The following is a 13,342-nucleotide window of genomic DNA, read 5'->3' on the forward strand; positions in this document are numbered from 1 at the left end:
TATTATAGGAAGCCAATATGAAGTTACTTAGTTGTACCGTGTTTTTAATGACATTGCTTTTGTCATTTGTTGCAACAAGCTATGCAAGTAGCACGGCTGAAAAAAATATCAAGATTGAACAAGCTGTTGCCCTCGCCATGAGTACTTTCCAAGTACCCGGTGTAGCAGTAGCCATTATCAAAGATAATAAAGTAGTAATGAGCAAAGGTTTTGGTGTGATTGAGCAGGGTAAATCCGCCAAAGTTACCGCTGATACCTTGTTTGGTATTGCTTCAAACACTAAAGCAATGACCGCAGCGTTATTGGCCAATTTAGTCGACGAAGGTAAGCTAACTTGGCAAACCAAGGTTATTGATATCATCCCTGAATTTCAAATGCCTGATGCCTATGTTACCCGTGAATTTACCATCACGGATTTGCTAGCTCATAATTCAGGTTTAGGTAAAGGTGCAGGTGACCTAATGATTTGGCCACATACTACGCTAACGAATGCTGATGTTATTAAAGGGCTAAAATATTTACCTGAAGCCTCAAGCTTCCGTAGTGAGTTTGCTTACGATAATTTGCTCTATATTGTTGGTGGAGAGGTGATTGCTCGTATTACGGGACAAACTTGGAACGAGGTAGTGCAAGCGCGTATTTTTACCCCCTTGGGTATGAAAAATACCCGTGCAGCTTTTTCATTGATTGGTGAGAATAATAAAAATGTTGCCAGAGCTCATGTGCCTCTTAAAGGAAAGCTAAATGTTGTCGGTGGTAACTTCATCGAAAGGTTTGGTGCAGCAGCTTCAGTAGCATCTAGCGTTAATGATATGAGTTTGTGGTTACAGACTCAGTTAAATCACGGCGCATACGGTAATGAATTAAGTGGTAAGTCGGCCCGATTGTTTTCAGCTGAACAAAGTCGATTTATGTGGCAAGCGCGTACTATATTGCCTGTTAAAGAAGAAGAAACCCAGCAAGATAAAACTCACTTTTCTGCTTATGGTTTAGGCTGGTTTATGAAAGACTATCATGGGGTGAAGTTAATTCATCACAGTGGTGGTATTTTAGGTATGGTGTCAAAAGTGGTACTGGTACCAGAAGAAGATCTCGCTATGGTAATTCTAACTAACCAACAGTCGGGTTATGCCTTCAATGCTATTTATCAGCAAATCTTAAATGAGTATCTTGAATTACCAGAAAAAGATTGGATTGCGTATTATCACGAAAAACAGCAAAAAAATGCTGAGAAAGAAAAGAAGCGCTTAGCGAAAGCGGCTGATTCAGTTCATAAAAATTCAGCGCATTCATTAGCATTACGTGATTATGCACAGACGTATGTTGATAACTGGTATGGCGAAATTAAGGTTAGCTTTAAAAATAATAAACTACACATGCAGTTCAGTAATACCGAAGATTTAAAAGGTACTTTAGAGCATTATCAGCATAATACCTTTATTGTTCGTTGGCATGATAGAACGCTTGAGGCTGATGCTTTTGTTAACTTTAATCTTAATGAAGAAGGGACTATTAACTACGCCACGATGAAAGCAGTATCAAAGGCAACAGACTTTAGTTTTGATTTTCATGACTTAAAACTAAGACCCAAAAAATAAGCACTATATATTAATGATCTGGTTTATTTTGGTGAAAGTAGACTTTATAAAGGAGTACTGATAAGTACTCCTTTTTTGTTTTTATCGCAGAGATAATTAATCAATATAGTGGGTGTGTTAGCGCAGAAATTGAGTTTTACCTTGGCGCTTATGAATAACATCATTAATATTTAATTGGCTATTGTTATTTGATGTTTTGAGCTTAGCGCCTTCATGGTTCAATAACCATAATTTCCGTTCAATACCTCCCGCATAACCTGTTAATGAACCATCACCACCGATAACGCGATGACAAGGTACAATCAGTGTAATGGGGTTTCTGCCATTAGCACCACCAATCGCTTGAGAGGCTTTTGGTTTATTAATCATCTTGGCTATTTCACCGTAGGATTTTACAGTACCAAAAGGAATTTTTGCTAAACAGTCCCATACGGTCTGCTGAAATGGTGTGCCTTGAGGGTCTAGTGGTACAGTAAACACTTGACGCTGCCCAGCAAAGTATTCTGTTAATTGTTTTTTGCACTGTACTGTAATGTCATTAACCTTGCTTTGGGCTTTTTGGTCACCAGAAGCTTTATCACCAGAAGGCTTATCACCGCAAAAGATGGCTTGGCAAATACCTTGTTCGGTTGCCATAAATTCAAATAAGCCTAACGGTGTGTCGAGGTAATCAATAAACATGGTCGTGTCTCCAAGGCTAAAATGTCGCTAAGGCTAATGCTAATGCTAAGGTTGATATTGATAGAGGCGATAGACAACTTGACCAGTTACTTTTTCTTTAAGTAATTGCCAGTTCGCTGGTATAACTTGCTCGCTTTCTGCTTCCATTTCTACATAAATGAGAGCGTCTTCAGCTAAACCACAGTGATTTAATAATTGCGCGGCTTGCTCTACTAATTGTTTTCTAAAAGGGGGATCGAGAAACACTAAATCAAAGGGCTTGTGTTCACTTGTTGACCCCGGTTTAAGCAAACCTTTTTTAAGGAACACAAGAGCGTCACTATGAACAACGTTAAGATTATCAGCCTGGAGTAATTCCTTATTCTCTAATAGCTGTTTTGCTGCCGCTCTATTTAATTCAACCAAGGTGACTTGATCGGCACCCCGAGATAAAGCTTCAAAGCCTAAGCCACCAGAGCCAGCAAAGCAATCTAAGCAGTTAGCTTGAGCAATATAAGGCATGAGCCAGTTAAATACAGTTTCTTTAACTCTATCGGTTGTGGGTCTTAATCCCTCAGCCATTAAAACAGGTAATTTTCTGCCTTTATATTTACCTGCAATAATACGTATTTTACCGGCAGACTTACCCTGACCTTTCCCTGAAAGGGGCTTTTTACTTAGTTGTGTTCTTACTTGATTCATATCACTGACAATTTTGCTATTAAGTGCTAATATAGCGCCAATTTTATCCTTGTTTACTCTTTATACCAAGTAGATTAATTAATCCTCTTAGTATCACAGTAAACAAATTCAGTCTGTAATATATTTAGGTAACTAAAAGTGTCGAAGAAAAAAGGTATGTTGTCTTGGTTAGGCTTTGGCAAAAAAGAAAAGCAACCAAGCACTGAAGAAAGTCAAAATGAAATTCAATCCGCTGTTGAAGCCGAAGTGGCCACTGTAGTAGACGCAGTTGAACCCTTAGCTGAGTCAGTCGAGCAAGTTGTCGAACTAACGGTTGAGCCGGTAATAGAGCAAACTGAAGAGCAAGAAACTTCCGTTTCTGTTATTCCAAGCCCTGGTAATGTTGCTGAAGATGTCAGTGCTCTTGATCCCATTATCGAAGATGCAAGTGTCGATATTACAGAGCCAGTAGCCGTTGAGCCAATAACAGAGCCTGTAATTGAAGAAATTGTTTCGCTTGCTGAACCTGAATTAGCGAGTGAACTTGCTATTGAAGCGTTACCCGAAGCTAAATTATTAGCCGCAATGGAAGCTGCAGAGCAAGTTGAACCCCTTGATGAAGTTATTGTTGTTGACGAACCAGCGTTAGAGGTTGTAGAGCAGCCGTCAGTTGATACCCCTACAGTATCAGAGCCAAAAGACGAAGAGACTGATGAGGTTAAAGCAGAAACTAAGCTTGGCTTCTTTGCTCGCTTAAAGCAGGGCTTAAGTAAAACGAGACAAAATTTAGGTGACGGTTTAATTGATTTGTTTCGTGGTAAACAAATTGATGATGACTTGTTTGAAGAATTAGAGACCCATTTGCTATTGGCTGATGTCGGTGTTGAAACCACCATGAAAATTATCGATTCATTAACGCAAAGTGCTAGTCGAAAACAGTTAAAAGATGCTTCAGCCTTGTATGAATTGCTTAAAATAGAATTAAAGAAAATTATTGCTGATGTTAGCCAGCCGTTAGTTATTCCTGAAGGTGAAGGACCTTTTGTTATACTTATGGTTGGCGTTAATGGTGTTGGTAAAACTACGACCATTGGTAAGCTCGCTAAGCAATTTCAAGCACAAGGTAAATCGGTAATACTTGCCGCGGGCGATACTTTTAGAGCCGCTGCCGTTGAGCAATTGCAAGTGTGGGGTGAGCGCAATAATATCCCTGTTATCGCTCAGCATACCGGTGCAGATAGTGCTTCGGTTATTTTTGATGCTATCAGCGCCGCAAAAGCGCGTAAAGTTGATGTCATCATTGCCGATACTGCAGGGCGTTTACAAAATAAAGCGCATTTGATGGAAGAATTGAAAAAAGTCGTGCGAGTAATGAAAAAGTTAGACGTTAACGCGCCTCATGAGGTAATGCTAACCCTTGATGCTGGCACAGGTCAAAATGCCTTAAGTCAAACCAAGTTGTTTGACGAAGCTGTTGGTCTTACGGGCTTAACCATTACGAAGCTCGATGGTACCGCCAAAGGTGGTGTTATTTTTGCCGTGGCAGATAAACACAGTATTCCTATCCGATATTTAGGCGTTGGTGAAGGTATCGATGATTTAAGACCTTTTAATGGTGATGATTTTATTGAGGCTCTGTTTAGTAAGTAGCTTTAAATGCATACTCAAACAGCTTCTAGGTTAATGAATTTATTCGCTATATGAAATAAGCGCTTTGAAGTCGTTTGAGTATACCAGCGGAATTGTGCTAAGTTAGCCAGCTTACTCGTGCAATAAATAAAAAATAATATGATTAATTTCAATAAGGTAAATAAAACCTACCCAGGCGGTTTTCTGGCATTAAAACAAGTAAGTTTTAGTCTGGAAAGCGGTGAAATGGCGTTTTTAACAGGCCATTCCGGTGCAGGTAAAAGTACCTTATTAAAACTAATATCCTTAATGGAAAAGCCTAGCTCTGGCAGTATTCAAGTCAATCATACTGAGCTATCCGACATTCAGTACAAGCAAGTTCCCTATGTACGTCGCGGTATCGGCATGATTTTTCAAAGTCATAACCTACTTAAAGATCGCACTGTTTTTGATAATGTTGCTTTACCTTTGATTATTGAAGGTGTCAGTCACAAAGAAATTAAAAAACGTGTGGCAACCGCTTTAGACAAGGTACATTTAAGTGCCAAGTTGAAATGTTACCCTCATATGCTCTCGGGTGGTGAGCAACAGCGTGTTGGTATAGCTCGCGCTATTGTTAATAAACCACCCATTCTGCTTGCCGATGAACCGACCGGAAATTTAGATCCTAAATTGTCTTTAGATATTATTCGTTTATTTGAAGAATTTAATGCTGCGGGTGTAACTGTATTAATTGCTACTCATGACTTAGGTTTAATTGCCCGTATGAAATACCGTACGTTGACCCTTAAAGAGGGCACTATGATTAATGATGGCATTATTGAAGGTCTACAAGCGCAGGGGGCGGCTGATGAGCAATATTCATAGTAGTGGGTTAAAAGATCGATCAAGTTTATTAACTCGCCTGTTAACGTTACCTATTCGACATGTTCAACAAGCCGTAGGCAGTTTAGGTAATTTATGGCGAACACCTTTTACTACCGTAATGACAATTTTTGTATTAGGTATCAGCTTGGCATTACCAGCAACTTTACACCTGTTTGTGAAAAATGCTCAACAAGTCAGTGAGCAATGGGATAGCGCCTCTCAAATCACCTTGTTTTTAAAGCTATCAACCAGTGAAAAGAGCGCACAAAATTTAGTAAAACGCATCAGTTTATATAATGACGTTGCAGAAGTACGTTATATCTCGGCTAAGCAAGCCTTAAAAGAATTTAAGATTTTATCAGGTTTTGGTCAGTCACTTGAATATTTAGATAAAAATCCATTACCCGCAACACTGCTAGTAACGCCCACACAAAGAGCTAGCCAAGCACAAGCTGCCAATGCTTTATTAGCGAAGCTGAGTAAAGAACGTGAAGTCGAACAAGGCAAGCTTGATTTAGAGTGGTTAACGCGATTAGAAGCCATGGCACGTTTAATAGAAAATATTGTCTTAGGCGTAGCATTATTGTTATGTTTATCTGTTGTACTTATTGTTGGTAATACTATTCGATTAGCCATAGTAAATGAAAAAGATGCCATTGCTATTATGAAGTTGGTTGGCGCGACAGATAGCTTCATTCAGAGACCTTTTTTATATTCAGGTATTTGGTATGGTATTTTTGGTGGCATACTTTCTTGTATCACAGTGACACTGCTTGCTTGGTACTTAGGTTACGCTATAAGTGATTTAAGTGAGCTTTATCAAAGTAATTTCCAATTACAGGGCTTAGCAGTAAGTGAAGCATTAATGCTGATCGGTTTTGCTATCATACTTGCCCTTGTCGGTAGTTACATATCAGTAAGTCAACATATTAAAGCGATAGAGCCTAATGCAGATTGATAACTAGCTGTTTCTTAGTAATAATTTCGTAGACTTACAAATAGTCACATTTAATTCATAAAAAAATTGAAAGATCGCCTTGTGAAGCCCTTTCTATTAGGCTAATGTTCATGTCGCCTTTATCGCAAAGAGTGTCGATATGTGTTATTATCGCCGGCGAATTAAAGAATAGATTAGAATGGAGAGAGTTTTATGAGTCAAACAATGCAACTTACCTTACCACAAAGTGGAAGTATCGAAGCATACCAGCGATCCGCGTACAGCATCCCTATGCTAACTGCAGATAAAGAGCATGATCTGGCTACTCGTCTCTATAACGACAATGATTTATCAGCGGCACAAGAATTAATTATGTCGCACTTACGTTTTGTTATTCATGTTGCTAAAGGTTACTCAGGTTATGGTTTACCCCATGCTGATTTAGTACAAGAAGGCAACGTGGGTTTGATGAAAGCGGTTAAACGTTTTAATCCTGAAGTAGGTGTCCGCTTAGTTTCTTTTGCTGTGCATTGGATAAAAGCAGAAATTCATGAATATGTGCTGAAAAATTGGCGCATTGTTAAAGTTGCTACCACGAAAGCACAACGTAAATTATTTTTCAATCTACGGAAAAATAAGAAACGTTTAGGCTGGTTTAGCACTGAAGAAGTCAATACAGTAGCTGAAAACCTGGGTGTCACAACGAAAGATGTTATGGAAATGGAATCTCGTATGAGTAGCTATGACCAAGCATTTGAATTATCTAAAGATGATGATGACAATCTTGGCGCTAGTAATTTTTCACCTGCTCAATACCTTCAAGACAAACAATCAGATTTAGCGGTTGAAGTTGAAAATGACAATTGGGACAATCACGCTAATAAACGTTTATCAACAGCACTTGTTACGCTTGATGAACGCAGCCAGGATATTATTAAGACGCGCTGGTTAACGGAAGATAAAACGACGTTACAAGAGCTAGCGAATAAGTATGAAATATCAGCAGAACGTGTAAGACAATTAGAAAAAAATGCCTTATCAAAATTAAAAAATACTATGGTATTTGATTAACGTTCAGTAATAAAAAGCACTCAAAAGAACCGACGTAATGTCGGTTTTTTTATGTCCGCAATATCAATTTAACTTTGTTAAATGCTTCTTTAAGTGGACCGACCTCAATAGACAAGCTAAAAAACGACCATCCTGTTTACAAGTAGTTATACCTACTAACGCAAAAGTCACCACTTCGTTACAGGCTTAACTAAGTTACAACACTTGAACACGAACTTTTGCAAATAAATCACGCAGTATTGTTGGTAATTGATAAACATCAGTTTCCAATAAACTAACGATAAAAGGTAGAAGTAATGAGCCTAAGAACAGCCAGAAAGAATATAGTTAACCGTGCAGTAATGTTTGCCCTTGCAACAACATCGGTCACAACAGTACAAGTCTTTGCCGAAGAAGGCGTAGAAGAAGTAGAACGTATTGCCGTAACCGGTTCTCGTATCAACAGAACTGACATAGAAAGTGCTAGCCCAGTAACAGTGATTTCTTCAGATTTTATCGCTCAGAGTGGTTTTACTTCAGTACAAGAAATACTCTCAATGCAACCCGCTGCTGCAGGTATGAGCTTAGGTGCTACATCTAACAACGGCTCAGGTGGTTCAGCAACAGTTAACTTACGTGGTATGGGAACTCAGCGTACGTTAGTTTTAATGAATGGTCGCCGCATGGTAGCCTCGGGTACAGGTGCGGACTCTTCAGTAGATTTAAATACTATTCCGGTATCAATGATCCAATCCATTGAAATCTTAAAAGATGGTGCTTCTGCTGTTTATGGTTCTGACGCTATCGCTGGTGTTGTTAACATCATTACCAAGAAAGATTATGTCGGTACAGAAATAACTGCTGACGGCAGCATTACTGATAAAGGTGATGGCGAAAGTGGCGGTCTTAGTATTTTACATGGCAGTGAAGTTGCCGGTGGTAACTTAGTTGTTGGCTTACAATATTCAAATCGTGGTGAGATTATTCAATCGGACCGTGATTTTGTACCTGCAGGTGAATCATCCTATGTACCAGAAGGCTCCTTAGGTGGCATGGTGCCAGATAAAGAAAATGGTGGCTGGAAAGAACGTGATACGTCTTATGATTATACCGATGATAGTTATGCACAAACACCAAATGAGCTCTTTAGTTTGTTTAGTAGTTTTAATACAGAAATTGCGGATGATACTGAGTTAAGTTTTGATTTGATGTATACACGTCGTGAATCAAATCAGCAAATGGCTCCACAACCAGCAGCAATTGATTTAGCTGTATGTCTGCCAGGTGAAGCAAATATAGGTAACTGTATTGATGAAAAGCATACAGGCCAATTTGTAGATGAAGATGGTAACTTGCCAGATGAGTTATTATATAAACGCAGAATGACAGATGCCGGTCCTCGGATTTATGAGCAAACTACCGATACTTACCGTGCTTCTATAGGTTTAACCGGTTTTTTAAGCAATGATTCTCAGTGGGATATGTCGGCCACTTATGGACGTAATGACTCAAAAGACAGCGTTGGTAACTCAATTCATGCAGGTAATATGGAACAAAGCATTTATCTAAACCAAGATGAGTGGTTTAGTGGCGATCCAATGAATAGTGACTTCTTAGCAAGTGAAGGCATTATGTACACCGAACAAAATGAAGGTGGCAATGAGCAGTTTATCTTGGCGGCAGGTTACAGTGGCGTTAATCAATATGACCTTGGTTACGCTGTTGGTGTTGAAAGCCGTTTTGAAAGTGGTTATTACACACCAGACTTAATTACTCAAGCGGGTGAGAGTACTGCAGCGCAACAAGACCCAACTGAAGGTAATTATTCGGTACAATCTATTTATGGTGAAATTTCTTTACCCGTAACAGATGCTTTCACAGTCGAGGCTGCAACTCGCTATGATAATTATTCAACATTTGGTGGTGCAGCGACATGGAAATTAGGTGCTACTTATAGTATTACCGACGGGTTAATGCTTAGAGCCGTGGCTGCAACAGGTTTTAGAGCACCGAGTGTGAGTGAATTATACGGCGGTGACTCAGGTTCTTTTGATTATTTAACTGACCCTTGGGGCAGAGAAGAAGACGAACAAATCAAAGTGAACTATACCAGTGATGCAGATTTACAGCCGGAAGAAAGTGAGTCATTTACTGCCGGTGTAGTGTGGGAAGTAGCCGAAGGTCTTTCTACTACCATGGACTACTGGAAATTTGATATTACTAATGCCATTAGCCGAGTAAATGTGCAAAATGAGATGGGTCAATGTTTCTCTGGTACAAATCCAGCGTCTTGTGAAACGATTAACATCACACCAGGTGGTGATTTATCTGACATGACGTCAACACTAACTAATATTGGCCAACAGAATACGTCAGGTATTGATTGGAATATTAGCTATGCTAATGACATGTTTAAAGTGCAACTTGATACTACCTACTTACTTGAGTTTGAAGAAGATGGTATTAGTTATGAAGGCACTATTGATGGCAATATGGGTGGCTACTCGCAGTTAAAGTCTAACTTAACCGTTAGTACAGAGCTAACTGACGATTTGACCTTGCTGTATACGGCTAATTATATCCAAGGCATGGAAGGTAATGCGTGGGGAGATGAGTACGCGACAGATGATGTTATTTATCACAATGTTTCAGCGGCATACCATATTAATGATGATTGGCAAGTAACGGGGGGTATTAAAAACTTATTGGATACTGAACCTGAAGAAGTTCCCGATGGTAATGATATGAATACAGTACCAAACATCTATGATGTGGTTGGCCGTACTTTCTTCATTAATACTTCATATAAATTCTAGTAAGTATAAACAGCTGCTTATATTATAGATAATTCAGTAACTCAAATTAAAGGCGACTTCATAGTCGCCTTTTTTGATTGCATTATTTGACGGTCTATTTTAATTCGCTTTGGAACCAATAAGTCTTTACTCAAAAAAAATATTGTTTTAGCTCATCATTTTCCGATTCATTTACTGCTTTTACTCGTTTCCCAGTATTATTTAGGTATATAATGTTTGCACTAAAGGCATGCACTAGCACATAGGTTAGACATGTGAGTATTAAATAGCAGGAGTTAAATTATTATGGGTGGAATCGGAATTTGGCAACTAGTCATTGTTGCAGTGATTGTGGTGTTATTATTTGGTACTAAAAAACTACGTAATTTGGGTGGTGACTTAGGCTCAGCTGTAAAAGGTTTTAAAAGTGCTATAGGTGAAGAAAAAGAGCAAAAAAATAATGCAGAAAAAACATCGGATACTTTAGCGGACAACTCAACAACTGCTTCAGAAAATATGAGTAAAACAACTGAAAGTAAGACTAAAGACACTGATCAGGCCTAATTGATGTTTGATATTGGCTTTTGGGAATTAATCCTTATTGCAATTATGGGTCTAGTTATTTTAGGCCCTGAGCGATTACCTATAGCAATCCGAACTATTCGTGGTTGGATATCTGGCGCTCGAAAATTTAGTGATACGGTCAAGTCTGAGCTTACAGAAGAATTACGCATACATGAATTACATGCTAATTTAAAAAAAGCAGAAGAAAGCAATTTGCAAAACTTAAGTCCTGAGGTTGCTGAATCCTTGAAAACCTTGCAAGAAGCAGCCGCTTCTGTCACCGAACCGTTCAAAAAAGTGGATAGGGGACCATTAGACTCAATGATTTCATCTTCATTAGCCTCAGCTCCGAAAGTTATTGCTGAATCTGAGCTAACTGTTGAGGCAGATGACTCTAAGATATTAAACGAAGTAACAGCTAAATCAGTTCATCAAAAAAGTGATAAACTTCATCCATGAATACTCCTCCTGCCCAAGCAGCAAGCCTTTTTGATCACCTTTTAGAGTTACGTAACCGTTTATTACGCGCAATTTTAGCGGTGTTAATTGTCTTTTGTTGCCTAGTTTATTTTGCACAAGATATTTATCAATTTGTCGCACAACCATTGTTATCTGCGATGCCAGAAGGGTCACAAATGATAGCGACCGATGTCGCCTCGCCATTTTTTGCTCCTTTTAAGTTAACTTTAGTTATTTCATTATTTGTCGCTATGCCATTTGTGTTATATCAAATCTGGTCATTCGTAGCGCCAGGCTTATACAAGAGTGAAAAGCGTTTGGTTGCCCCGTTAATGTTTGGCTCTACCTTACTATTTTATAGTGGTATTGCTTTTGCTTACTTTCTTGTTTTTCCGGTGGTATTTGCCTTTTTTACTTCAGTAGCACCGGAAGGTGTTGTGATTGCGACTGATATCAGTAGTTATCTAGATTTCATATTAAAACTATTTTTTGCCTTTGGTGCAGCATTTGAAATCCCTATTGCGATTATTTTAATGTGTTGGACAGGCATTACAACACCAGACAGCTTAAGAGAAAAGCGAGCTTATGTTGTTGTAGGTGCATTCGTTATCGGAATGTTGTTAACACCGCCAGATATAATTTCGCAAACAATGCTTGCTGTACCAATGCTACTTTTGTTTGAAGTAGGTATTATTATTGCTTCGTTTTATCATAAAGAAGATGAAGACGAGTCAATTAATGTAAAGGAAAATGAAAATGAAAATGAAAAGTAGAACTAAACTTGCTTGTTACGCTGTAGTTTCGAGCTTATTGATTTCACAATCTGTGCTAGCTAAAGAAACTGAGCTCGCTGATAAATTACAAATTTGTGGGGAAATCAGTTTAGATACAGCAAGACTTTCTTGCTTTGATCAGTTGATAAAGAAACAAAGTGCTACAATAGTCGAAGCAGAGACAACTGAATTTTCAGCTGCACAAGTTGATGATTTTTCAAAAGACCATATCAAAAAAACAGCTGAAGAAAAAACGAATGAACTTTTAAGTATATCGTTGACTATCAGTAAACTAGAAATGACAACCCGAGGCCAATGGATAATTACCTTCAACAACGGTCAAAAGTGGCAACAAAAAGACGCGACTAAATTGAGATTAAAACAAGGTGATCAAGTAACTCTTACCAAGGGAGCGCTTAGCTCCGTATTTTTGCAAAAAGAAAATACCAATAAACGCATTAAAGTTAAAAGGCTTAAATAGAGCGAGATTACTTTGAATAACAATGTATAGAAGGTAAGGCCTTGATAGATATTGGCGTCAATTTAACCAATAAGCGATTTGATAAAGATCGTGAAGATATTATTCACCGTGCACAAATGGCTAATCTTAGTGCTTTATTAATTACCGGCACTAGTGTTATAGAAAGCCAAAAAGCATTCGAATTGTGCCAACAATACCAAGGACATTTTCCTGGATTTTTATATAGCACTGCAGGTGTTCATCCTCATGATGCCGATCATGTCAGTGCAGACTATCTAGAGCAACTCAAACAACTAGCACAACATGACCAAGTTAAAGCCATAGGTGAGTGTGGTTTAGATTTTAATCGAAATTTTTCAGCCCCAATCCAGCAACAACAAGTATTTAGTGAACAAGTCGCTTTAGCGGCTGAATTAACAATGCCGTTATTTCTCCATCAACGCGATGCCTTTGAGCCTTGGTTTGCTACTTTAAGGCCTTATCTGGACAAAGTTCCGGCGATGGTTGCACATTGTTTTACTGGCTCAAAAGCTGAACTCACTCAATGCATAGCTGCGGATATGTATATAGGCATAACGGGTTGGCTATGTGATGAACGTAGAGGTCAGAGCTTACGGGATATTGTGAGTTCAATTCCTTTAAATCGATTACTGATTGAGACGGATGCTCCTTACTTAACCCCCCGAACGATTCGACCAAAACCTAAAAGTAGCCGAAATGAACCAAGTTATTTACCCTTTATCGTCAAAGAAATTGCTATTATTACAGGTCTTGACCAAGAGGAGATAGCTTGGCAAACTAGTGGCAATGCCGAAAAGGTGTTTAACTTTCCATCAAAGTAAGAAATT

13 protein-coding genes are annotated in these 13,342 nt (G+C 38.7%); 11 read left to right on the forward strand and 2 right to left on the reverse strand.

Going from position 1 to position 13,342, the window contains the following annotated elements; translation table 11 throughout:
* Positions 1–17 precede the first annotated feature (17 nt).
* Positions 18–1,598 carry a serine hydrolase gene (locus CXF71_RS09470; protein ID WP_101232713.1) on the forward strand — a complete coding sequence of 527 codons (1,581 nt, stop codon included), beginning with the start codon at positions 18–20 and terminating at the stop codon, positions 1,596–1,598.
* A 117-nt stretch (positions 1,599–1,715) separates the two neighbouring features.
* On the opposite strand, the gene CXF71_RS09475 is transcribed toward CXF71_RS09470, so the two are convergent.
* Both CXF71_RS09475 and rsmD read right to left on the reverse strand, forming a co-directional pair.
* Positions 1,716–2,279, reverse strand: a complete 564-nt coding sequence (locus CXF71_RS09475) for a methylated-DNA--[protein]-cysteine S-methyltransferase (protein WP_101232714.1) — start codon at positions 2,277–2,279, stop codon at positions 1,716–1,718.
* 45 nt (positions 2,280–2,324) lie between these two features.
* Positions 2,325–2,960 carry a 16S rRNA (guanine(966)-N(2))-methyltransferase RsmD gene (gene rsmD / locus CXF71_RS09480; RefSeq protein WP_101232715.1) on the reverse strand — a complete coding sequence of 212 codons (636 nt, stop codon included), beginning with the start codon at positions 2,958–2,960 and terminating at the stop codon, positions 2,325–2,327.
* 156 nt (positions 2,961–3,116) lie between these two features.
* On the opposite strand from rsmD, the gene ftsY reads away from it, so the two are divergent.
* The 10 genes from ftsY to CXF71_RS09530 all read left to right on the forward strand — a co-directional run bounded on the left by ftsY (position 3,117) and on the right by CXF71_RS09530 (position 13,336).
* Entirely contained in the window at positions 3,117–4,589 is a 1,473-nt protein-coding gene (gene ftsY, locus CXF71_RS09485) for a signal recognition particle-docking protein FtsY (RefSeq protein ID WP_101232799.1), read from the forward strand.
* Between the two features lie 138 nt (positions 4,590–4,727).
* Positions 4,728–5,435, forward strand: a complete 708-nt coding sequence (gene ftsE, locus CXF71_RS09490) for a cell division ATP-binding protein FtsE (protein WP_101232716.1) — start codon at positions 4,728–4,730, stop codon at positions 5,433–5,435.
* Complete coding sequence (gene ftsX / locus CXF71_RS09495; protein ID WP_101232717.1) at positions 5,419–6,393, forward strand: permease-like cell division protein FtsX; 975 nt, start codon at positions 5,419–5,421, stop codon at positions 6,391–6,393. Before ftsE ends, ftsX begins: the two co-directional genes overlap by 17 nt.
* A 192-nt stretch (positions 6,394–6,585) precedes the next feature.
* Complete coding sequence (gene rpoH, locus CXF71_RS09500; protein ID WP_101232718.1) at positions 6,586–7,443, forward strand: RNA polymerase sigma factor RpoH; 858 nt, start codon at positions 6,586–6,588, stop codon at positions 7,441–7,443.
* A 296-nt stretch (positions 7,444–7,739) separates the two neighbouring features.
* Positions 7,740–10,238, forward strand: a complete 2,499-nt coding sequence (locus CXF71_RS09505; protein ID WP_101232719.1) for a TonB-dependent receptor plug domain-containing protein — start codon at positions 7,740–7,742, stop codon at positions 10,236–10,238.
* 285 nt (positions 10,239–10,523) lie between these two features.
* Positions 10,524–10,781 carry a twin-arginine translocase TatA/TatE family subunit gene (gene tatA / locus CXF71_RS09510; RefSeq protein WP_101232720.1) on the forward strand — a complete coding sequence of 86 codons (258 nt, stop codon included), beginning with the start codon at positions 10,524–10,526 and terminating at the stop codon, positions 10,779–10,781.
* A gap of 3 nt (positions 10,782–10,784) precedes the next feature.
* A complete protein-coding gene (gene tatB, locus CXF71_RS09515; protein ID WP_101232721.1) occupies positions 10,785–11,240 on the forward strand; it encodes a Sec-independent protein translocase protein TatB in 456 nt (151 codons plus the stop codon).
* The gene (tatC, locus tag CXF71_RS09520) at positions 11,237–12,013 is read left to right on the forward strand and encodes a twin-arginine translocase subunit TatC (protein ID WP_101232722.1); all 777 of its coding nucleotides are present in this window, start codon (positions 11,237–11,239) and stop codon (positions 12,011–12,013) included. Before tatB ends, tatC begins: the two co-directional genes overlap by 4 nt.
* Entirely contained in the window at positions 11,997–12,494 is a 498-nt protein-coding gene (locus tag CXF71_RS09525) for a hypothetical protein (RefSeq protein WP_232771432.1), read from the forward strand. Before tatC ends, CXF71_RS09525 begins: the two co-directional genes overlap by 17 nt.
* A gap of 41 nt (positions 12,495–12,535) precedes the next feature.
* The gene (locus CXF71_RS09530; protein ID WP_101232723.1) at positions 12,536–13,336 is read left to right on the forward strand and encodes a TatD family hydrolase; all 801 of its coding nucleotides are present in this window, start codon (positions 12,536–12,538) and stop codon (positions 13,334–13,336) included.
* The last annotated feature ends 6 nt before the right edge of the window (positions 13,337–13,342 follow it).

Origin of the sequence: Colwellia sp. 12G3 (genome assembly GCF_002836775.1) — a bacterium.
Classification (GTDB): domain Bacteria; phylum Pseudomonadota; class Gammaproteobacteria; order Enterobacterales; family Alteromonadaceae; genus Colwellia.